At 45.1% G+C, this 21,021-nt stretch carries 22 protein-coding genes; 19 read left to right on the top strand and 3 right to left on the bottom strand.

Annotated features, from left to right (window positions below; translation table 11 throughout):
- Nucleotides 1-5: 5 nt before the first annotated feature.
- The gene (locus LACPH_RS10865; protein WP_306386919.1) at nt 6-902 is read right to left on the bottom strand and encodes an Rgg/GadR/MutR family transcriptional regulator; all 897 of its coding nucleotides are present in this window, start codon (nt 900-902) and stop codon (nt 6-8) included.
- 280 nt (nt 903-1,182) lie between these two features.
- Between LACPH_RS10865 and LACPH_RS10860 the strand changes: the two genes are divergently transcribed.
- From LACPH_RS10860 to LACPH_RS10800, 13 genes are all read left to right on the top strand, one after another.
- Entirely contained in the window at nt 1,183-2,061 is an 879-nt protein-coding gene (locus tag LACPH_RS10860; protein WP_306386918.1) for an ATP-binding cassette domain-containing protein, read from the top strand.
- 25 nt (nt 2,062-2,086) lie between these two features.
- On the top strand, nt 2,087-2,863 hold the full coding sequence (locus tag LACPH_RS10855) for an ABC transporter permease (protein WP_306387710.1): 777 nt from the start codon (nt 2,087-2,089) through the stop codon (nt 2,861-2,863).
- Between the two features lie 224 nt (nt 2,864-3,087).
- A complete protein-coding gene (locus LACPH_RS10850) occupies nt 3,088-4,260 on the top strand; it encodes a MucBP domain-containing protein (RefSeq protein WP_306386917.1) in 1,173 nt (390 codons plus the stop codon).
- 149 nt (nt 4,261-4,409) lie between these two features.
- Nucleotides 4,410-5,237, top strand: coding sequence for a YhfC family intramembrane metalloprotease (locus LACPH_RS10845; RefSeq protein ID WP_306386916.1), 828 nt, complete (start codon nt 4,410-4,412; stop codon nt 5,235-5,237).
- A gap of 748 nt (nt 5,238-5,985) precedes the next feature.
- A complete protein-coding gene (locus LACPH_RS10840; protein ID WP_306386915.1) occupies nt 5,986-7,320 on the top strand; it encodes a gluconate:H+ symporter in 1,335 nt (444 codons plus the stop codon).
- A gap of 169 nt (nt 7,321-7,489) precedes the next feature.
- A complete protein-coding gene (gene gltX / locus LACPH_RS10835) occupies nt 7,490-8,983 on the top strand; it encodes a glutamate--tRNA ligase (RefSeq protein ID WP_306386914.1) in 1,494 nt (497 codons plus the stop codon).
- A gap of 170 nt (nt 8,984-9,153) precedes the next feature.
- Nucleotides 9,154-10,548 carry an FAD-binding oxidoreductase gene (locus LACPH_RS10830; protein ID WP_306386913.1) on the top strand — a complete coding sequence of 465 codons (1,395 nt, stop codon included), beginning with the start codon at nt 9,154-9,156 and terminating at the stop codon, nt 10,546-10,548.
- 46 nt (nt 10,549-10,594) lie between these two features.
- Nucleotides 10,595-10,855 (top strand): helix-turn-helix domain-containing protein, encoded by a 261-nt coding sequence (locus LACPH_RS10825; protein WP_370531179.1) that lies wholly within the window; start codon nt 10,595-10,597, stop codon nt 10,853-10,855.
- A 355-nt stretch (nt 10,856-11,210) separates the two neighbouring features.
- Nucleotides 11,211-12,617 (top strand): cysteine--tRNA ligase, encoded by a 1,407-nt coding sequence (gene cysS, locus LACPH_RS10820; protein WP_306386912.1) that lies wholly within the window; start codon nt 11,211-11,213, stop codon nt 12,615-12,617.
- Nucleotides 12,614-13,045 carry a Mini-ribonuclease 3 gene (locus LACPH_RS10815; RefSeq protein ID WP_025013696.1) on the top strand — a complete coding sequence of 144 codons (432 nt, stop codon included), beginning with the start codon at nt 12,614-12,616 and terminating at the stop codon, nt 13,043-13,045. Before cysS ends, LACPH_RS10815 begins: the two co-directional genes overlap by 4 nt.
- Nucleotides 13,014-13,796, top strand: coding sequence for a 23S rRNA (guanosine(2251)-2'-O)-methyltransferase RlmB (gene rlmB / locus LACPH_RS10810; RefSeq protein WP_010492226.1), 783 nt, complete (start codon nt 13,014-13,016; stop codon nt 13,794-13,796). The genes LACPH_RS10815 and rlmB overlap by 32 nt, the downstream gene beginning before the upstream one ends.
- Before the next feature lie 2 nt (nt 13,797-13,798).
- Nucleotides 13,799-14,338: an NYN domain-containing protein gene (locus LACPH_RS10805; protein ID WP_010492225.1), complete on the top strand. Its 540-nt coding sequence runs from the start codon at nt 13,799-13,801 to the stop codon at nt 14,336-14,338.
- A 581-nt stretch (nt 14,339-14,919) separates the two neighbouring features.
- Entirely contained in the window at nt 14,920-15,180 is a 261-nt protein-coding gene (locus tag LACPH_RS10800; RefSeq protein WP_306386911.1) for a hypothetical protein, read from the top strand.
- A 114-nt stretch (nt 15,181-15,294) separates the two neighbouring features.
- On the opposite strand, the gene LACPH_RS10795 is transcribed toward LACPH_RS10800, so the two are convergent.
- Both LACPH_RS10795 and LACPH_RS10790 read right to left on the bottom strand, forming a co-directional pair.
- The gene (locus LACPH_RS10795; RefSeq protein WP_306386910.1) at nt 15,295-16,185 is read right to left on the bottom strand and encodes an Rgg family transcriptional regulator; all 891 of its coding nucleotides are present in this window, start codon (nt 16,183-16,185) and stop codon (nt 15,295-15,297) included.
- 147 nt (nt 16,186-16,332) lie between these two features.
- Nucleotides 16,333-16,578, bottom strand: coding sequence for an AbrB/MazE/SpoVT family DNA-binding domain-containing protein (locus LACPH_RS10790; RefSeq protein ID WP_306386909.1), 246 nt, complete (start codon nt 16,576-16,578; stop codon nt 16,333-16,335).
- A 482-nt stretch (nt 16,579-17,060) separates the two neighbouring features.
- Between LACPH_RS10790 and LACPH_RS10785 the strand changes: the two genes are divergently transcribed.
- The 6 genes from LACPH_RS10785 to LACPH_RS10760 all read left to right on the top strand — a co-directional run bounded on the left by LACPH_RS10785 (nt 17,061) and on the right by LACPH_RS10760 (nt 20,518).
- Complete coding sequence (locus LACPH_RS10785; RefSeq protein ID WP_049169071.1) at nt 17,061-17,258, top strand: hypothetical protein; 198 nt, start codon at nt 17,061-17,063, stop codon at nt 17,256-17,258.
- A gap of 27 nt (nt 17,259-17,285) precedes the next feature.
- Entirely contained in the window at nt 17,286-17,444 is a 159-nt protein-coding gene (locus LACPH_RS10780; RefSeq protein ID WP_306386908.1) for a bacteriocin leader domain-containing protein, read from the top strand.
- Nucleotides 17,445-17,622: 178 nt separating this feature from the next.
- Nucleotides 17,623-17,904 carry a hypothetical protein gene (locus tag LACPH_RS10775; protein ID WP_306386907.1) on the top strand — a complete coding sequence of 94 codons (282 nt, stop codon included), beginning with the start codon at nt 17,623-17,625 and terminating at the stop codon, nt 17,902-17,904.
- Nucleotides 17,905-17,910: 6 nt separating this feature from the next.
- Nucleotides 17,911-18,438 carry a stage II sporulation protein M gene (locus tag LACPH_RS10770; protein WP_306386906.1) on the top strand — a complete coding sequence of 176 codons (528 nt, stop codon included), beginning with the start codon at nt 17,911-17,913 and terminating at the stop codon, nt 18,436-18,438.
- Between the two features lie 6 nt (nt 18,439-18,444).
- The gene (locus LACPH_RS10765) at nt 18,445-19,947 is read left to right on the top strand and encodes a hypothetical protein (protein WP_306386905.1); all 1,503 of its coding nucleotides are present in this window, start codon (nt 18,445-18,447) and stop codon (nt 19,945-19,947) included.
- Complete coding sequence (locus tag LACPH_RS10760) at nt 19,916-20,518, top strand: ATP-binding cassette domain-containing protein (RefSeq protein WP_306386904.1); 603 nt, start codon at nt 19,916-19,918, stop codon at nt 20,516-20,518. The genes LACPH_RS10765 and LACPH_RS10760 overlap by 32 nt, the downstream gene beginning before the upstream one ends.
- The last annotated feature ends 503 nt before the right edge of the window (nt 20,519-21,021 follow it).

The raw sequence follows: 21,021 nt of genomic DNA, 5'->3' as shown, positions 1-21,021 counted from the left end.
CAAGGCTAATGCTCATCAGTAATTGGCTCCTGAAAAGAAAAATCAACCTTCCATCTACGGCCAAACGCTGGGCTTATTTTGGAGATCACTTTAACCAAGGCATTCAGTTCATTGGCGGCGTTTGAATTACCGGTAAGCTTGTAGGTACATAAAAGTTTGAGCAGGCGCAACTGAATGCGAAGAAAAAAGAGGTTATCCGGGACGCTTTGTTCCTGTAATCGGTTGAGTGTTTGAATGGCTTTTGCATATTCACACCTGTAATACAGCGAAACACCGACATTATAGAATGCAGAGAAAAACAAATCGAGATAGTTATGACGTTGATGAAAATCAAAGTGAATGGCCAAAAATTTGGCGTATAGCCGATTAAAGTCAGCAGGCTGTAAAAATGGCACACAATCGCCATACAACGCATATTCCAAGGCATACCAGGTATCGCGGCCCATTAAATAATCGTTGATGGTTTTAGAATCGGTTTTAGAGAGGAGAGCATGAACATCTTGGGTGTCGAGAATGATAGCGGAGACCATAATTTCTCTCAGTTTATACAGGCGGGTGTGGGTCTTTTTAAATTTCGACGAGAAAGATTGCCGGAATTGTTTGAGCCCCTCAACATCTTGCTCCATCGCGTATCTGAGCATACGCTTGTCCATCGCCCTTTGCGAAAGATCGGCTGGCGAGGCATTTGTATCATGATTTTGGTTGAGAATTTCAAAAAATTCGGTCGTATCCATTCCCACGTTATCTAATAGGAGACACAACTTCTCTACAGAAATGTCAGTATGGCCATTTTCGAATTTTGACACAGTGCTAGCACTCAAAGAACCTGCCACATCTGAGATCCTTAAACCGCGTTCAAGGCGAATCTTCTTAAACATATACCCAGCATCGCATACACCCATAGTGTCTGACTCCTTGTTTTCTTAAAATCAACTACCGATTCATTATGACCTGAAAAATTCGCTTTTGTCAAAAAGCACAGTTTGTTTCTTTTGCTGTGGTAAGTTAACACCATTAAAAGATGTCAAAATCAAGTCTGGCAATTAAGGCAAAGTGTCAGATGAATTTTGTACGTATCTCCAAAGTTGATGGAATTTTATATTTCTTATATCTAGAGTGGATGTTTAAAGCAAATGAAGCTGACACTCATCAATCTCATCAAGAAAGTTGTGGTATGACTTAATGCTAACAGTTAATAACCTCGATAAATGGTTTGGGAAGAAACAAGCGTTGCACCAAATTTCATTTAAAATCAAACCGGGACGGGTCGTCGGCCTGATTGGGGCAAATGGCGCAGGAAAAACAACCATTATGAAAACCATCTTGGGTATTTCGAGTTTTACCGGCGACATTTGGCTGAATGACCAAAAGATCACCGTTGACAGTCACGATGCCTTAAAAAATGTAGGCGCCTTGATTGAGTATCCGGGCTTATATCCTTATTTAACTGGTCGAGAACAACTGCATCTTTTTACGAGAGGCAGTGACCGACAAGCTAAAGTGGACAAAGTGATTGAAGAGATGCACTTGACTGCCTATGCAGATGCAAAAGCCAAGCATTATTCGCTAGGGATGAAGCAGAAGCTCGGAATTGCGCTGGCGTTGGTGAACCAGCCAAGTCTGGTGATCCTTGACGAGCCAATGAATGGGCTTGATCCCAAGGCAACAAGAGAACTGCGCGAATTGATCCTTCAGAAAAAAGCAGAAGGCACTTCATTCCTCATATCAAGCCATATCCTGAGTGAGTTGCAAAAAGTGGCGGACGATGTTGTGATTATTAATCACGGCCATCTTGTCACAAACAATACCATGAACGCGGTGTTAGCCAGAAATGAAAGTTATCTCTTGCTGAGAACGGATCAGAACGACCGCGTGGCTCAACTTTTAGCGCAAAAAGGTTATCAAGCTGCGGTTGAAGAAGGCAGCATTAAGATTGCCAGGAGTTCAATTCAAAATATGACGTCTTTGTTGCGTGCGGTGCTGGATCAGAATATTGCGATCCACGACATTCACGAACAACAGGATGACTTGGAAAACTCACTGTTAGGCATCATTGAGTGATCGCGAGGATACGGAGGATTTTATTTTGCTAACACTGCTTAAACAGGAAACCTACAAACTCTTAAAAAGACCATCGTTCACCATTTTCTGGTTATTTCTCATTGTGTTTCAACTGGCAATGGCGATTTTCGGAAAAGCTTATCCACAGACGCTTCAGCCTGAGAACTTGTTCCTCAATGATTTTTATGCGCCGGTGATGATTGTCTTTTATATTATTGCAGTCGGCAGTACGCAGCTGTCATCAGAAAATCAGTATGGCACGCTGAAGGCCTTACTGTATCGGCAGTATTCAAGTAGCAAAGTTTTGGTTAGTAAGTGGTTAACCTTGCTGAGCTGTGCACTTTGCTTTTATGGCAGCAGCCTCGTGATGACTTTTCTTTTGAAAGTCATCTTTTTCCAAAATAAATTTAGTCTGACTTTGCAAGTTAGCACGCATCAGCCGATTTGGCAGGCGATGTTGATGAATGCGGTTAGTGAATTTTTGACTTTACTTTTTCTGGCAGCTTTTGTGTTGCTGCTGGCCACTTTATTTGATAACTCAACGCCTGCAATCATCGTCGGCATTAGTGCCTACTTTGTTGTCTCGGTCTTTAACCAACTAATGTTTATGCTGATTGATCAACATGACTGGCTCAAATGGAACCCGGTGAATATGTTGAACTTCGGTGCACAACTGAATTCACCAAAACTTTCGAGTCTGACTCACCTAGGCATCAACCAGATGATGATCGGCTACATTGCTTATGGTAGTATCTTCTTAATCCTTGGCTTGCTTGTCTTCCGCAGACGCAATTTGCGGTAGCTCGATGGTATTTACGAAAAATAAAACGCCCCTTTAAGTGTCATTTTCTGCGTCCAAATCAGTTATCCGAATGCTTCAAAGTGGATCTTTTCTCAGCTTGAGAATCCATTCGAAAGTTTTTATACCAATACCACGTGTTATAATTTGTGTGTAAATTAAAATAATTATTTTAACAAGATTTGGTTGAAGGGCTTTTGGCTTGGTTTCTGAAGGGAGCAATTGCATTGAGACCAATTGGAGAAGAAAAAGTTCATAGCAAACTGTATAAAGATGGCAAGTTGTGGGTGGTGATGCTGATCGGCTTCTTCTTGATGGGTGGTACGAGTTCCGCGCATAAAGTGGCGGCCAAGTCCATCAATGAAACCTCTCAATTGGCACAACGATCGAGAGTCAATGCAGCATTGACTCGTCAACAAAAAAAGTATTTGAGTAATCCCGTTGTCTCACCAATTACAGAGACAGGAAAAGCTGCTGAAGATCCTGCTACACAAGGAACCGTTGATATCAAATTTGTCGATGACCAAGGCAATCAACTTGCCCCGGATCAGACGTTTAGTGGCAAAGTCGACGATCCATATACCATCTCGCCAATCAGCATCAAAGATTACCAATACGCCCATTTGGCCACAAATAGCGCACCGGCAAGCGGCACGTACACCAATGGCACCGTCACTGTCATCATGGTTTACACCAAGACGCCAATCCCTCAAGGCAGTGTTAACGTGAAGTACGTCGACGATGCAGGCAACACGCTTGCACCTGATAAAGTGCTCACCGGCCAGCCCGGCGATCCTTATGAAGCCCGCCCGATCGATATTGCGAATTACCGATTCACCAGTCTTGCGCCAGGCAGTGCACCGGAAAACGGGACCTTTAGTACCGGCACTTTGACTGTCACGTTTGTTTATAGCAAGAATCCAGCGGCTCAAGGAACCGTCAATGTTCATTATGTTGACGAAAATGGAAACACACTCGCGCCAGACAAAGTTTTGACTGGAAACGCAGGAACACCTTATACCACAGCGCCAACAACCATTGCGGGATATCAGTATCTGCGCATGGCGCCAAACAGCGCGGCTGATTCAGGCACATTCACCAATGGAACGTTAAATGTCACCTTTGTTTATGCGAAGACGAGCACGCCGGTCACGCCAAGTACGCCGACAAATCCATCCACGCCAAATCCGCCAAGCAACGTGTTGCCATCAATGGGTGGCAACAATGGCGCGACAACAACGATCATAACGCCAACTAATAAAGCTAAGCACACATTGCCGCGGACACACGAAGAAGAACAGATCGGCTTGACGGCCCTTGGCGTTGTTCTTCTAGCTTTGGCTGGCTTCTTAGGCATTCGCTGGCGTCGGCGAGCGAAAAAAGTGAGTCATAAAAATTAACTCGTACCATTTTCAATTGTGTAAATTGAGTTGAAAAATGGAATGGAAAAGAGCATCATTCACTGTAAATGATGCTCTTTTTATACCTAAAGAATTGAAAACGACCACAACAGATCGTTTTCTGAACAATCGAATGTGAGGTCGCGCGTATGTCAAAAATTGTGAACAGCACTGTCAGTCAAGCAGCCATCGTGATGATGGTCATCGAGATCATTGTTTGCTTGGTTTTGCCGATCGCCTTGGCCGTGTGGATGATTCAACGGCGCAGTCATCCGAAAAAAGGGGCGACGCCGGTGTTCTTTATCGGCATGGCCATTTTCATCCTCTTTGCCGGTATCCTGGAAGGACCGTTTCGCGGTATTGCCCGGCAATTTCAGCATACCCCGTGGTTGTACGCACTTTATGGTGCACTGCTGGCCGGCGTTTTTGAAGAAGTCGGCCGGTGGTTCGGGTTCAAATGGATTCAGCGGCGGATCCCGCAAAAAGCCAAGACGCCGGAGACCCCGTTTTTGTATGGTTTAGGTCATGGCGGCATTGAAATGATGCTGGGCGGTGGTTTGGCAATGTTCAGCAATGTGCTTTTTGCCACGACCATCAACAGTGGCGCGTTGGCTAAATTAATGACCAAAACTCCTGCAAGCGCGCGTGCTGGCATTATCACCGCAGTGAAGCAGTTGACTGGAATGAGTGGCTGGACGGTGTCACTAAGCTTGCTTGAACGACTGTTAGCCTTGACTATTCAGATTGCCCTTTCGCTGGTTGTCTGGTTGATTGTGGTCAACCGCAAGCAGTGGTTCTGGATGTTAGTGCCGGTTGGGTTGCATGCTTTTATTGATTTCCCGGCTGGATTGAGTCAAGCGGGGGCTTTAAGCGTCACCGTGACGGAATTGCTGTTGGTCGTACAAACAGCTATCGTCGTGGCGTTTGTTTACTGGCTATGGCGCCGAGAAAAGCCGAGCAGCACTGTCAGCGCATAATGTCTCAATAGACAGAGCAAATAACGACGGGCCGGCAACTGGTAAGAACTCCAATCTCGTTCTTACCAAAAGTGATGTTGATACCAAAAAGTTGATTGCAAGAATTTCTTTTGAACTTTGGTCTGATATTCCCGGACAAAATGGCAGAAACTTCATACAGGGGTGACGGATGCTGCTGGTAGTGTCACATGTAACAATCTTAAATCTGGAAAGTACATTTGCGACCGCTGAGGCGACTCAGTTTAGTTAGGTCAGTCTGCTTAAAGACATGGCCTATTTTTATTTTTCAGGCATCACGCCTGCTACCAGTCCAGCGATGCTATTGGCGCTGGGCCGATGCACGACTTCGATCCTCAAGCCGAGATCAATTATGCGATTTCAACAAGTATTCTGAAGTTAACGATCAGCAGTTATTTAGAAATTTGATCACCAGTTCAGATGTAATCGTTATGGTAACGGGGAGCAGCGTTAGTCGATAAAGACGAATGAACAAAAAATGTTGACTGATCTTTTGGTAAGCGCTAACATTACTAGTGGCATCTAAGATTTTAATATATCAGTTATCCGAATTGGATACTCGCCCAAAACTTAGTGCTGTTCAATTTATTCAGGAGACTCTTAACGATTGTGTACAAGCCTTCCGGAATTTAGCATTCTGGAGGCAATTGCGTCGTCTTTCCTATCATTGTCATCAGATTCAACAAACATTAGACAGATCCTTAGTATTTTAATTTAGGAGGAGATTGTTTTGACCGCTGATTTGCTTTCATTACTGTGGGTCATTATAGGGATTGGTATCCTAGTTTTCATGATTGCCAAGCTCAAGCTGCACAGTATTCTGGCATTATTACTTTCAGCTTTATTCATTGCTTTTTGCGAAGGCATGTCCATCACCAAAATAGTTCCCACCATTCAGGCTGGGCTAAGTAGTGTTCTGGGCACCCTTACCTTGATTCTGATTTTTGGGGCCATCATTGGTAAATTAATGACCGATTCGGGGGCTTCCCAACAAATTGCCGACACGATTGTTTCCAAGATGGGCGTTAAGTTACTTCCGTACGCCCTGCTAATTATTGGAACAATCTTTGGAATGGCGATGTTTTACGAAGTTGCCTTCTTGATTGCTGCTCCTTTGGTAATTAGCATCGCCAAGGAAGCAAAAGTGCCTTACATGCGCCTCATTGTTCCAACCGTTGCCGGAGCCACGATGGGTCACAGTATTTTTCCACCCCAACCGGGTCCAATGGCATTGGTTACTGCCTTTCACGCCGACATTTCCCAAGTCTATATCTTTGGGTTAATCGTTATTATCCCAACAATCATTTGTTCCGGTGTCTTGATCCGTCGATTCATACCCGGATTAGATAAGATGCCTTTGGGGAACGTCATGAAACCAGCCGAAAAGAAACCCGCTTCTGAATTGCCAACTTTTGGTATCAGTATCTTGGTCCCCATGCTTCCCGCTATTCTGATGGTTGGTTCATCATTAGCTAAGCTAGCAGTTTCCACTCATTCATTTCTGTACAAGTTTGCCGAATTCATCGGAAGCGCCGAAATTAGTATGTTACTAGCTGTTTTGGTTGCAGTATGGGTATTTGGATACCGTCGTCGTCAAACCGGTGCGCAAATTACCAAGCAATTGACAAGTGCCATTGAGGGGATTTCCAACGTATTGTTGGTTATTGCTGCTGGCGGGGTCATGAAAGAAGTTATCATCAAAACTGGGATTGGTGATACGCTGGTCTCTTTTGTAGGGAAGTTACCTGTGTCCCCGCTAATTCTGGCCTGGATTATTACCGTTCTTATTCGAATTTTAACAGGTCAAGGAGCGGTCGCTGCTATTACCGCTGCCGGAATTGTGGCACCAATGATCGCTGCCTTTAATGTCAATCCAGTTTTGATGGTGCTTGCATGTGCCGTTGGTAGTAACACAATGACCTTAATGTACGACGGTGGGTTTCTACTGTTCCAGCAATCGTTTGGTATTTCAATCAAGGACACCTTCAAAACATGGGGCGCACTTGAATTCACCAATTCGTTCGTTGGTCTTATCGTCATTTTAGGTTTAAACATGATTATTTAGTAATGAACTAGCTGGCCATTTTTGATTCGGATCTCATCATTATTGTTGTTGTGCTTGATGATATTGTTCTTGCAAAGGAACAAGACTTCCTTGAAGTGATACCTCTCCATCGCTTGCCCTTCTGTGGTACACTAGCATTGCATGTTTACAGAAAATGGAGGCTAAGACATTGGCAGATCGACCAATTCGGGTGCGTTATGCACCAAGTCCGACCGGGCATTTGCATATTGGCAATGCACGGACGGCACTGTTCAATTATTTGTTCGCACGGCACAACAAGGGAACGTTGGTGCTGCGGATTGAAGATACCGATACAAAGCGGAACGTTGTAGATGGCGAGAAGAGTCAGATGGAGAATCTCCACTGGCTCGGGATTGACTGGGATGAAGGTCCTGACAAAGGTGGAGATTTTGGCCCTTACCGCCAGTCTGAGCGTAAAGACATTTATGACAAGCTGATCAAGCAACTTGTCGATAAGGGCTTTGCTTATGAATCTTATCGGACCGAAGAGGAACTGAAAGCCGATCGCGAAGCCCAAAAAGCCCGTCACGAAATGCCCCATTATGAATACGAATATGAAGGCATGAGTGAAGCCGAAAAGGCAGAGGCCATTGCTGCGGCGAAAGCCAAGGGGTTACAACCGGTCATCCGGTTCCACATCCCGACTGATAAGACTTACGAATGGGATGACATTGTCAAAGGCAAGATTTCGATTGATGCCAACACGCTTGGCGGCGATTTTGTCATTCAAAAGCGCGATGGTATGCCGACGTATAACTTTGCGGTGGTGGTCGATGATCATCTCATGGAAATCAGTCATGTGTTGCGCGGCGATGATCACATTGCCAACACGCCTAAGCAGCTGGCAATTTATGACGCTTTTGGCTGGGAGCCACCGATTTTTGGCCATATGACCTTGATCATCAATGGCGCAACCGGCAAGAAGCTGTCCAAACGTGATGAAACCGTCTTGCAGTTCATCGAACAATATCGTGAGCTCGGCTACTTGCCGGAAGCGATGTTTAACTTCATCACGCTGTTAGGCTGGTCACCGGTTGGCGAAGATGAGATTTTCACCAAAAAGGAATTCATCAAGCAGTTCGATCCAAAGCGCTTATCCAAGAGTCCGGCACGCTTCGACCAGAAGAAGCTGGAATGGGTTAATAACCAGTATATTAAAGCCAAGCAAAAGACGAACCCGAACGAGCTGATGAGCATGTCGTTGGCAAACCTGATTGAAGATGGCTTGATTCATAGCGATCCGGATCCGAAAACCATCGAGTGGGCCCGTCAACTGATTAGCCTGTATACGGACCAGATGAGTTACACCGCGCAGATTAGCAAGCTTGCCGATATTTTCTTCGACAAGGCAACTGATCTGACGGATGACGAGCGCAAGGAGCTGGCTGACGACCATGCCAAGCCGGTTATTGAAGCGTTCGCTAAAAAGATTCGGACACTGGACACGTTCGATGCGTATTCCGTTGGCCGCATTGTCAACGAAGTCAAGCAAGAAACCCAGGTCAAGGGTCGCAAGTTGTACATGCCGATCCGTATTGCCGCAACGCTGCGGATGCATGGCCCGCAACTGGCTGAAACGATTGAGCTCATGGGCCGCGATCAGGTGTTGAAGAACGTTGATTTGGTCACATCACAACTTTAATTAGCAGCAAAAATCCGCGTAATGTCGCGGATTTTTTGTATGCACCACGTTGAATGGGGAGAGATCGCGTTTTCCAGACTAAATTAACCCAGCCTTTTGGAAATAGGTTCATAATGAGGATAAGGATTTTTATAATGAACCCAGCAATCAAAGCAATGGAGGTCTGGATAATGGCAATTTTTACTGCTTATGACAACGCGGAGATCCTTGCAGCTTTACGTGCCGCCGCACCGCACGCGGAGATTCATACAGATGATCAGGTTGCGCGCGAACACAGCGCCAATGGCAATGCTCAGCTGGAAATTGACGGCAGAATTTTGGCCTATGTAGCGGCTGGCGATGTTGCGGATATTCAAGGTGTTTTGAAGATAGCGCGGCAATATCACATTCCGGTCGTTCCTCAAGGCGCGGATACCAGTACTGTCATCGGGGCGGATGGCCTGAATGGCAGCATTATCCTCTCAACGGTGCGCATGAATCGGATTAAGGAAATCAGCAAAGGTGACTTGTTGGCGGTTGTAGAGCCGGGCGTGATCAACGGTGACTTGGATAAAGAAGCCCGCAAGCAAGGCCTGTTTTATGCGCCTGATCCGGGTTCTAAGCCGATTTCCAGTATTGGCGGTAACGCAGCGACCAATGCCGGTGGGATGAGCACGGTTAAGTATGGCGCGACAACGGACAATGTGCTGGGCTTGAAAGTCGTGCTTGCAGATGGTAGAGAAATCAAACTCGGCGGCCGCACTTATAAGCACGCCTTTAGCTATGACCTGACCCATCTTTTTGTGGGATCTGAAGGCACATTAGGGATCATTACCGAAATCACCGTTAAGTTGAACCCGATTCCGATCGGGACGCCTGTGGTCGGGGTGGCTTATTTTGATAATATGACGGCCTTGGCAAAAGGGGTCGAGGATTTGCGGTTGTCGGGGATTTATCCGGTAACGCTCGAAGCATTGGACGGCTTGACCGTTGCGGCGTTGGATCGGTATGAAGGCACGCACTATGCAGAAGGTGCTGAGGCGATGCTCATTTTCCGGCTAGATGCAGGCGGCGAAGCCAGTCTGAAAATGGCAGAACAGATTTTAACGGCCGATCACGCCAAGAATATCAAGGTAACCAGCGATCCTGATGAAGCAGGCGCCATCATCAAATTGCGGCAGGATATGTTGCCGGCGGTTTTCGCGAACGGTCAACACATTATGGAAGATATGGCCGTGCCGTTATCCAAGCTGCCGGAGATGATGGACTACATTGCCGAGGTTGCCAAAGATTTGAATGTTGAAATTTACACTGCCGGCCATGCCGGTGACGGCAATGTGCATCCAACAGTTATCTGGCCAGCCGACCAGACGGAACCGCCAAAAGAAGCGCTCCAAGCCATCCGCATGATGTTCCGCAAAGCACTGGCATTGGGCGGCACAATTTCCGGCGAGCACGCTGTGGGGATGAGCAAGAATCAGTGGAATAATGAGGAGCTCGGCTTTGATGTTGATGAAATTCAGCACCAGATCAAGGACTTGTTTGATCCGCTGAATATCTTGAATCCGAAGCGGAAGATTGATTAAGTGTTAAAAAATTGAGATGATGGGTTAAAAAGAAGGGGGCAGTTCTGTGTCCACTTGGAATGAAGTTAAGGACAAAATTGATTCTATTCCTGACGAAGCATTGACCATCATCGATGCATTAACTGAACTTGAAGCGGAACGGATTCGTCGCGGGATCTCACAAAAGCAATTCGCCGAAACAATTGGTATGAAGCAGTCGCAGTTTGCAAAGATTGAGCGCTTAGACTCTGTTCCATCGCTGACGACATTGTCACGGTATGCTAAGGGACTGGGAAAAAGGATTCGTTTATCGATCGTGACGCGTTAACAACGAGTAGAAATTTTGGGCTTCCTTGCTGGTATGTAAGGGAGTCTTTTTGGTTCTATGCGGCGAGTAAACTGGGACCGGAAGTCTGCGTGTAAGGACCTTAGCGTGATGGCCAAGGTTGGTTACTTGTTAAGTTGAAACAGTAAAGATTGGGAGGCAATCCGGTTCCCAATCGCGTTCGCTGGCGCAGAAGTCTGCGTGTAAGGACCTCAGGCGCAATGGCCAAGACCGGGCCATCACGCCTGAGGCCACTTACACTCCAACTTCTAAACGCGCCAGCTCACGCTCTTTCCTTTATAATCCTCCCATTTTCCTGTAAAATGCAGGTAAGACGCTACAGGAAGGAAATGAGCCGATGTTAACGTTATATAATACGATGTCCCGGCAAAAAGAGCCGTTCACGCCACTGCACCCTGGAGAAATTCGGATGTATGTCTGCGGACCGACTGTCTATAATTATATCCACATCGGTAATGCGCGCAGTGCGATTGCGTTTGATACGATTCGCCGCTATTTTGAATACCGCGGTTATCATGTCACTTATGTTTCGAATTTCACAGATGTTGACGATAAAATCATCAATGCCGCGCATAAAACCGGCGAAGCACCGCTTGATTTGGCGCAGCGGTTTATTGATGCCTTCATGGAAGATACCACGGCGCTGGGAATCGAACCGGCGACTGCCCATCCACGTGCGAGCCAAATGATTCCGGACATTATTGATTTTGTTCAGGATCTGGTCGCAAAAGGCTATGCTTACGCCATCGACGGTGACGTGTATTATCGGGCGCGCAAGTTCAAACATTATGGCGAGTTAAGCCATCAAAATGTCGACGAACTCGAAGAAGGCGCCAGTCAGCACATTACACAAGAAGAACTGGCTAAAAAAGAAGATCCAATCGATTTTGCATTGTGGAAGGCTGCCAAGCCCGGTGAAATCAGCTGGGATTCTCCTTGGGGTAAAGGCCGACCGGGGTGGCACATCGAATGCTCGGTCATGAGCACCCAACTTCTCGGCGATACGTTTGACATTCACGGCGGCGGTCAGGATCTTGAGTTCCCACATCACGAAAATGAAATCGCTCAGAGTGAAGCCAAAACTGGCAAGCAGTTCGTCCGTTATTGGATGCACAACGGCTTTGTGACCATTGGCGAAGATGACGAAAAAATGAGCAAGTCGCTTGGCAACTTCATTACGGTTCATGACATTTTGAAAACGGTCGATCCGCAAGTTCTGCGATTCTTCATGGCTGGTACTCAATACCGGATGCCGATCCGATACTCCGATGCCAACCTCAAGAACGCAGCGAACAGCCTTAATCGCTTAAAAATCGCCCGTGAAAATCTGGTTTATCGCCGTGGCAATGCTGTCCCAGGCGTCGATCCCAAGATCACTGAACAACTGCAAACGTTGAAAGACCAGTTTATTACCGCCATGGACGACGATGTGAACGTCCAAAACGGGTTGACCGTCCTTTTTGACTTGGCTAAATTGCTGAACGAATATGCCAACGAAGATACAGTTAAACGTGAAAGCCTCGACGACTTACTGAATCTCTATGATGCGTGGCTGCAGATTTTCGGCGTGGTTTTTGCCGATCAGACCAATCTCGATGCCGATATTGATGCATTAGTGAAAGCGCGCGATGTTGCCCGGGCAGCGAAAGACTTTGCCAAGAGTGACCAGATTCGTGATCAGCTGGCAGCACAAGGCATTATTTTGGAAGACACTCCTCAAGGAACGCGGTGGCGCAGAAAATGACATTTGATCCAAAACAATTGAACGGCATCGCATTGGCCTATATGGGTGATGCGGTTTATGAAGTCTACGTTCGGGAACATCTTCTCAAACGCGGGTTGGTGCGCCCGGCTGCCTTACAGCGCGCGGCCAAAGATTTTGTTTCTGCGAAAGCGCAGGCGGCCTTAATCGCGGGGATGGAAGACGAACACCTGCTCAACGACGAGGAGGTCGCGGTTTTCAAACATGGGCGTAATGCCAAAAGTTACACGCATGCCAAGAATACCGATGTCGTCACGTATCGCGTTTCGACCGGCTTTGAGGCCTTGTTTGGCTATCTGCATCTCGAGAAGCACGACAAGCGGGTTGCGGAATTAGCCGCATGGTGTATTCAATACGTTGAAGAAGGGAAGACGGGTCATGGCAAAACAGCCGCAAGCAGCACCAAATGAACACGATCCGGACGAGTTTGTCTTCGGCCGCCATGCCGTTGAAGCCGCACTCAAAGCCGGCACCGCCGCAACCATTAACAAGCTCTTTGTTCAAACCGATCTAAAAAGCGAGCCGATTCAGCATTTAATCGGCATCGCGCAAAAAAAGAAAATTCTGGTCGCTACCGCACCGAAGCAAAAACTCGATCTCATGAGTGACCATGGCAATCATCAAGGCGTTTTACTGGCAATGACGCCCTATGCTTACGCAAGTGTGGATGATCTTTTTCAACATGCAGCGGATAAAGGCGAAGATCCGTTCTTCTTGTTGTTGGACAACTTAGAAGATCCGCACAATTTGGGCTCGATTCTGCGAACTGCCGATGCTAGCGGCGTGCATGGCATTATCATTCCCAAGCATCGCGCCGTGGGTCTCACCAGTGCGGTCGCCAAAGTCAGCACCGGTGCAATCGAATACGTTCCGGTTGCCCGGGTCACTAATCTGGCGCAGACCATCAAACAGTTAAAAGACCGCGGCATGTGGGTCTTCGGCACCGCGATGGATGGTCAGGATTATCGCCAGTGGGATGCAAAAGGCAGTACGGCGCTTGTGATTGGCAACGAAGGCAAAGGAATTTCGCCCGGAATTGCCAAACTCATGGACGCCACGATTGCTATTCCAATGGTGGGCCACGTGCAAAGCTTAAATGCCAGTGTTGCGGCTGGCATCTTGATGTATCAAGCATTTGCCAGTCGTCACGAGGGCAAATAACCATGCGCGAACACATTTTGATTGTCGACGGCTATAACGTCATTGGAAACTGGCCGGAGCTGGCCAAGTTGAAAGCGGAAGACCACTTCGATGTTGCCCGCGATCGGCTGCTGGACATCCTGGCAGAATACCGCAGCCACGAAAATGCCAAAATCATTGTTGTCTTCGATGCCATGTATGTACCTGGTATCGGCAAAAGCTATGCGAAGTGGGATCTGCAAGTGGTCTTCACCAAAGAAGACGAAACTGCTGATAGTTACATCGAACGGTTAGCCCAGGAAATGAACTCGCCCCTCGTCCAACTCGTGGTTGTCACCAGCGATCAGGCGGAACAGTGGACCGTGTTCTCCCGCGGCGCCCTCCGGATTAGTTCGCGCGATTTCCTCAAAGAGGTTCAGCGTTCTGATCGTGAATTCAACCATGATACAGCCAACTATGCTGCTCATCTCGCCCGCCGCAACAGCCCATGGAATAATGACCAGTTATTTCTGTTGGATAAAATGCGCCGGCATTTGGAACGGCGGCCGAAGCCGAAGGAGTAAGATATTTTGGCTGCTGGCACTAGATTTATTTTGGACTGAGAAATTCATATTAAAGAGTGGAGAAACTTTGAAGCGTTCTAGATTGCTGTACCAGTATTCGCTTATCTCGTTATGAAACCTGCCAGCTCTGATCGAGCATTTGGCAGTTTTTTTTTGCGGTCGAAATTAGTAGCTGATATGATCGTTGACAAAAAAGAGGTAGAGAATAATCTACCTGCAGCTATTTTCGTGATATTAGGTGTAAGTTGGATATATGATGTTGAAAGGAGAAGGACATAAATTCATGTTCATAGACTAGTAGAGAAGGGTGGCCTCATATTGTTAGTTGGCATGTTAACAATGCTTTATTCGTTTATTTCGTTAATCGCCATTCTATTGATACTAGTCATGCGGCGCTTTAAATATCCAAAGACAGTTCTGAAGATTTATATACCGATATCTGTAGCTTTTTTCATTTTCAGAATTTTGTATATCTCTCAGGGATGGCTAAGCGCAATTTTACTTGATTTGACAATATTATTTTTGACTGTGCGTGGCTACAAAACAATACATGAGAGAAATCAATAAGCGAGGTGAACAATATGATGATGGCAGTTGTCTGTATACTGATTATCATGTTGGCGTGGATTATTGGCAAAGTATATCATGATACTTTAGTTATCAAATGGCTAAGGAAGCACCGCGGTCCGCTAACAATAGTTGCAACTTTGTTAGTCATATTTAGTCAAAGCCGTGATCTCCGCTTTACGGCATTAATGATGCCAGGCGTTGTGATGCTTCTTAGTGGTATTGTCTTAACAATACATGACCATTGTCAAAAGCAACGTACAGCTTTAAATTAATTTTCTAGACAAAGCCATTTAGCAATCAATCTAAGAAGGTTCCGAAAAATCGGAGCCTTTTTTGATACACAATAATCAACTAATACACTGTTAACAGAAATAAATCAAGATAGCTCACTCACGCTCCAAATCAAGCGACTCCGGATCGATGTGCAAGGACTCTAACCAGTTGATGTTCACAGCATATAAAGTCGGATCAATAATCTTTGTGCCTTTTAACAGCAACGATAGCTCCTCACGCGCCTGTTTGGCACTCTTGTTGGATAAGATAGCGGCGGCTAGGCGGACGAATGCGATGTGGTGGCGCATATAAAGAACGTTGGCTTTGAGCTTGTCCATGTTGACCAGATTCAACATGGACAACGCTTCTTGGTAATCACCGCGTTGAAGGTATTTGGTCGATAGATTATAGAACGCACCGAAAAATAGCTCATCGTAACTACTCAGATGAAAGGTGTCATACTGACGAATCATTTGCTGAACGAGACGCTCATTAGCTGTTTTGGACAGGGAAAAACAGACATTCGAATAGACGTAATATTCAAAGAAAAACCATGGGCCGGCCTTTAGCAAATAGTCTTGCAAGTAGTCTTCTTCTTCATTGGAGAAAACTGGTTGCTGATGTTTTAAGTCAGATAGAAAGTTTTTGATGACTAGCTTGAGCAGATACCTAGGCGGGTTGTCCTTTTTTGCATTGGTATATCGGGCTGCAAGTTGCGACAACGTCACGGTGTCCATCTGCTGATAGGCATTGCTGATCTTAATGCTTAAGGCGCGCAAACGATTGTTGGTGTGATCAATCAGCTCAAAAAATTCTTGCGGCATGGTGTATGTCGGCTTCAGAATGGTCATAAGATTGGTCATCCGGATATCCGAACCGATATTCTCAAAATGAGAAACCGCTGTTTTATGCAGATTGCCGTGGACTTGACGGATAGTTAAGCCACGCCGGTTGCGAATGGTGCGAAAAAGTTCACCAGCATCATCGTATGTATCATCAGTCATCGTGGTCACTTCCTTTAAGTCGAGCATACGCTAATTGTGATGGAATGAATAGTTTTAAGTAAGTGGGTTTCCACTAGGCGTTGATGCTGGTCTGTTTGGGTAAGCGCATGATTACGATGATTTCGTCCTGCGTTAAATCCTTCCATGCTACTTCTCCTTCAAGTAGTCCAGGCCGATTCTGTACTGCTTTTGCAGGTGCCGAATCGTCTCGATCAACTTTTCTTCGTTGGCTTCATCTTTTTCATGAACGATATGTAAAGTTAAATCGCCATCCGGCCGCGTCCTGAATTCTAGTTGGGTGTTTTTCTTGATGCCACGTTGCCGGCGTATTTCTGAGGGGATTGTGACCCGCCCCTTGCTAGACACAGTTGCGCGAAAAGAAATCCTTTTCATCCTCTCATATTCAGCTCTCCTCTTATTTTTCCTTACACCTAAAAGCCTATCACATTGTAATGAGAAACTGGGACTATACGGTGCCTTGTGCACTAGCTCCTGTGATTTTTTCAAGGAAGTCTGATGCTCAGTACATATATTCAGCCACGACATAGCTGATAATGTTGCTAGTCTGGAAGGTGCAACAGCCTATAGAACAATGATCAGCAAGATGCGGCGGCTAACACGGGATAACGTCCGTTTTAATGCTGTTGGGGCGAATGGAGCTGATGTAGCTAAAAATAAACGTCGCAAAATCGGATTTTTTCGTTGAATTTTGTCGTCTTTGGTTAAAACCACTACGAAAAGTTCAAAAATACCGACGCTTAAAATTAATTGATCAGATGAACTCAAGCCTATCGTATATTGTGTTTAGGGAAGCTAGCACCCGAAAAGTTTAAATATATCGGCTGTGAATAAGTCGAAGAAATGGAGGAAACACCATGCAACAATTCGTGACGTTGGATGATAGCCGCCTGGAAAGGATCAGTGGTGGCGGCACTGATAATTTCTGGACTTACATTGGCATGGGACTCGGAGCGATTGCACGAAGCTGGGTTCAAGGTGGTTTTGTGGCACCCGCAATGAGCCTTAGCATCGATGTTCTCAACGAGCTCAAACGAAAAGAAAACTTGCCATAGGATGAGTCAAAAGAAAGGATGAGCGTCATGACCAACTTAAAAGATTCCGAACTTTGCCAGATTACAGGCGGCTTTTTACCGCTCGCGATTCCGGTAGCAACGATTCTAGGCATTCTGGAGACAGATGCATTTAATCATGCTGACCAGCTGATTGATGGCTTTAAGCAAGGCTGGGAAAGGCCGTAATAAACCTATGATGGCGTGCCATTCACAAGAGGCAGGGTGAAAGCTGTCAAAGATGTTTAACAGCTTTGGCGATGAGACCATGGTCTATCAGACTTCCGTGGCTTTACTGCCATTATTCTTGTTGAAGGCTACTATCTCGATTTACAACGGTTCAGTCTAAACATAAAAGGAGAAAAATATGAGTCATATGGTTTTGCGTCATCGCAAAGCGGCGATTGTCTTGGCAGTGGCTGCGTTTGCTATCGTGCTTGTGGTTGCAGTTAGGTCCAACGCAATTGTCGCTGATATTGCTGCAGCAGTTCCTTTGAGTCGAGAGACTAGGAAGACTATTGAAATGTTTTTGGATGCCGGTATGGGTGCAGCAGCGATTATTACATTATTAGGTAGCGGTGGCCTAATCGCGTATATTGTGCGGCAAGCGTTTAAAAGTGGGGGCAAGAAGTTAATTCTTGCAGCTTAATTAGTTGTGAAAAAGTCCAAAGTGTTTCTGATAAAGAAAACGGCAATTTTGTGTCCGCTTTCTTTATTTATATTCACCGCAATTACTATTTCAATTGCAATCAGCCTTTTTCTATCATCGTATCACTTTCCCCAAAACTTGCCTGTTGATTTGAAAAGTCAGGTTATTGAATTTAGCTTTTTTAAAATCCTTGTAAAAAATATTTTCGTTTCACTCTTATTAATAAGTGGGTTCTTCTTGTATAAAGTATCAACAGTGATTGTATTGTTAGCAAACGCAGTGTCTATTTCCCTTGTGCTAACGCTGAATATCTATACAACTGGTGAAGTCTGGTACTTTCTCGGTCTGATAAGTATTCACGGATTAGTTGAACTTAGTGCGCTAATGATTGCGGCAAATATAGGATTTCAGCGAATTAATCTCAAGATTCGGGCACAGAGGTTGGCATTTAGAAATACAATAGTGCTCATACTGATATTATTCATTATTTCAGCCAGCCTAGAAATGTTTGTAACGCCCTTGTTTTGGAGATGACGTAAAATGATTGAGGTATTGGCGGTTTCGTTAAAAAGAGGTCTTTCTGGCGTTCCTTTTGTTGATACATTATCCGCTAGAAAGACAGTTTGGTTTTGGGGAGTTATCAACTTATCCGGCTTGGCCGCTTCAATAATTATTCTTAGAGAAATCTTGATATCAGGAGTCCTTCTTGACGATATCAAGAAAATTATGATGGTGTGGTCTGGGTTCACTTTAAATGTTCCTGAAATACTTGGAATTCTTGTTGCGGCCAACGCCGTCATTTATTATCAGGATTTAAAGTCGCTTTGCCTCATGTCCTTGAATCAACCAATAATAAGATTCGGAGTGCGTTCGGGCATTTCCTCAAGTTTGTTGAAGGCTGCATTTTGCATAAGAGCAGTCATCTCCATGACGCGAATACCTTGTTTGCTCTTTCTTATAACGCTGACTATAGAAAATCTTCGCGGCGTTCGTTGGCTTTCTGGCAGTCTTTTTCTGGCGACATTGGGCATTGCTCTCATTACTTTTATGCACTTTTCATTGGAGAAGTGGCTGAGGAACGAGCTTGTAAAGAATGTATTTGTACTTATTTTTGCATTTGTATTCACAGCAAGTGTGGGGAAAAGTTTATGCGTCGAGTTTATAAGAATTTTTTTAAATGGAAAAATTTTGACTGCTGCATCCTTTTTCAGTTTTGAACCGCAGTACGTGCTATTTTTAGTATTGATTTTGATAGTCTTTTTTGGACTTTACAAATATCGTAAGTCAATTAGTTTCAAGTGGTCTTACATGAAGGATCCAGCGAAAAATGCCATTTCCTTAGCGATCAAAGATACTGGACAGATTGGCACATGGTTTTACTTTATCAGCAGTAGTGGGCTTGCACTTCTAATGAGCAGCGTAGATGAAAGATACTCGTTGTTGGTCGTGTTTATCACAATTTATTACAGCACCATGGTTTTGTATCAGACGACTATTAATAATCTTCCGGGTTATTTTGAAATAAATGTTCATAAACAAATATTTATTTGGAATCATCACTTAGAGGTGCTTGTACGTCGGTGTCTATGCTCCTTTCTGGTGTACCTCACCGTTAAATTAATGCCCTTAGTCTTTTTGATCCTACTTTTCAGCTGGATTAAAGGACTTTCATTTTTGGAAGTGGGATTACAAATTCTGGCCACCCTTAGTATCTCTTACTTAATGGCAGTAGTTTATCAATTGACGGGTTTACTGGGATATACGAAAAATCATGATACCAATGCTTTTGAAATTAGAGAGCAGCTTCGTGTAAAATCTTTCAGAACGATTATTGAGGGTATCTCTTTGGCTTTTGTTGCGCCTTGTAGTGCTTTGCCGTTGACGCTACTTGTTGTCGACAGAATCAATATACAACTATTCATCATTTTGGAAACTACAATGACGATCACTGCAACGCTGAGTGTCTTAGTTCTGCTAACAGTGGTCTCATTATGTATAAAGAGGGGAAGATATGGGCAATCAGGTTCGGGTAAAGAACGTTAGCTTTTCTTACGATGATAATGTACTATTTCGAGACCTTTCTTTGCATTTTTCCTCGGGAAGCATCTATAGAATCATGGGGTCGAACGGGGTTGGAAAGACAACGCTCCTTAAGTTACTCGCGTTTGACCTATTACCAAACGAAGGGGTAATCGACACTGATTTAATGCGAGAGGAGATCATTTATCTTCATGACGGGAATATACTGGATCCCAACTTAAGCGCCAAAGAACATGTGGATTTTTTGATTTCCTTTGACAAAATCAATCGACAAAGGCTGGCAAAATTGCCGTATTTACTGGAAAAGATGAAACTTGAAGCATATTACAACGAACTAACGTCGGCGCTGTCGCTAGGCACAGTTATGAAATTAACATTTCTCTTGTTTTGGCTTCAAGAGCCCAGAATGTTGATGCTTGATGAGTTCTTTTCTGGAATTGATACGAGTGGCATGCGATGCATTGTAGACTTGATAAATGAAATGGCTACAGAAGGCGTGGTGATTCTTTTCGTTACCCATGTTGACCAGAATGCTGATTTATTGGCTTATCATCCAGTGCAAATCTGCGAGTAAAGGTCGATTGGCAAGTTGGTTATGTTTCTCTTGGCTAGGCGCATTAGGGGTGGTAAGTATCACAAGAAAAGGTAAGGCTTTTCTGTTCGGCGTCGCGGTTTGGGCACTCGTCATTCTTTTCAACATGCTCATGGATCGCGTTCTATACGGACATTTAATATGGGGCGAGTATTTAAAGATGACTGGATGGATCCTCATTGCTGTCATATTGGGAAGAATTTATTTTTCCAAAACCAAGTAATCCACGCGGTGAGTTGCTTGGCTTGCACCAGGGACGCGTTTAAAACTACGAACCTGGCGGAGTTAATGCCGTGCTTCTTCGGGTTAGCAATGCGTTGCCAGCCCAATCGCTGGGCAGCTAAGTCGTATCAACAATCTTTCAAGAACTTAAGGAGAAAAGACAGCGAAACCGCAATTTCGTCGTCTTTTCTGTTTGAAATGGGATGAAACTTAGCCTCAAATTGTAAGATTTGGCGTGTCATTGGATGTGCTATATTTTGACT

This window comes from Lacticaseibacillus parahuelsenbergensis (assembly GCF_030770265.1).
GTDB classification, from domain to species: domain Bacteria; phylum Bacillota; class Bacilli; order Lactobacillales; family Lactobacillaceae; genus Lacticaseibacillus; species Lacticaseibacillus casei.
The sequence above is the reverse complement of the archived record's forward strand: the minus strand, read 5'-3'. Positions and strand labels throughout refer to the sequence as shown.

Excerpts from the sequence above, each read along its gene's own strand:
- LACPH_RS10845 (WP_306386916.1), top strand. The coding sequence starts at position 4,410 with ATGTCAAAAATTGTGAACAGCACTGTCAGTCAAGCAGCCATCGTGATG.
- LACPH_RS10865 (WP_306386919.1), bottom strand. The coding sequence starts at position 902 with ATGGGTGTATGCGATGCTGGGTATATGTTTAAGAAGATTCGCCTTGAA.
- LACPH_RS10830 (WP_306386913.1), top strand. The coding sequence starts at position 9,154 with ATGGCAATTTTTACTGCTTATGACAACGCGGAGATCCTTGCAGCTTTA.
- LACPH_RS10795 (WP_306386910.1), bottom strand. The coding sequence starts at position 16,185 with ATGACTGATGATACATACGATGATGCTGGTGAACTTTTTCGCACCATT.
- LACPH_RS10780 (WP_306386908.1), top strand. The coding sequence starts at position 17,286 with ATGACCAACTTAAAAGATTCCGAACTTTGCCAGATTACAGGCGGCTTT.
- cysS (WP_306386912.1), top strand. The coding sequence starts at position 11,211 with ATGTTAACGTTATATAATACGATGTCCCGGCAAAAAGAGCCGTTCACG.
- LACPH_RS10805 (WP_010492225.1), top strand. The coding sequence starts at position 13,799 with ATGCGCGAACACATTTTGATTGTCGACGGCTATAACGTCATTGGAAAC.
- rlmB (WP_010492226.1), top strand. The coding sequence starts at position 13,014 with ATGGCAAAACAGCCGCAAGCAGCACCAAATGAACACGATCCGGACGAG.
- LACPH_RS10785 (WP_049169071.1), top strand. The coding sequence starts at position 17,061 with ATGCAACAATTCGTGACGTTGGATGATAGCCGCCTGGAAAGGATCAGT.
- LACPH_RS10765 (WP_306386905.1), top strand. The coding sequence starts at position 18,445 with ATGATTGAGGTATTGGCGGTTTCGTTAAAAAGAGGTCTTTCTGGCGTT.
- LACPH_RS10775 (WP_306386907.1), top strand. The coding sequence starts at position 17,623 with ATGAGTCATATGGTTTTGCGTCATCGCAAAGCGGCGATTGTCTTGGCA.
- LACPH_RS10815 (WP_025013696.1), top strand. The coding sequence starts at position 12,614 with ATGACATTTGATCCAAAACAATTGAACGGCATCGCATTGGCCTATATG.
- LACPH_RS10860 (WP_306386918.1), top strand. The coding sequence starts at position 1,183 with ATGCTAACAGTTAATAACCTCGATAAATGGTTTGGGAAGAAACAAGCG.
- LACPH_RS10760 (WP_306386904.1), top strand. The coding sequence starts at position 19,916 with ATGGGCAATCAGGTTCGGGTAAAGAACGTTAGCTTTTCTTACGATGAT.
- LACPH_RS10790 (WP_306386909.1), bottom strand. The coding sequence starts at position 16,578 with ATGAAAAGGATTTCTTTTCGCGCAACTGTGTCTAGCAAGGGGCGGGTC.
- LACPH_RS10800 (WP_306386911.1), top strand. The coding sequence starts at position 14,920 with ATGATGATGGCAGTTGTCTGTATACTGATTATCATGTTGGCGTGGATT.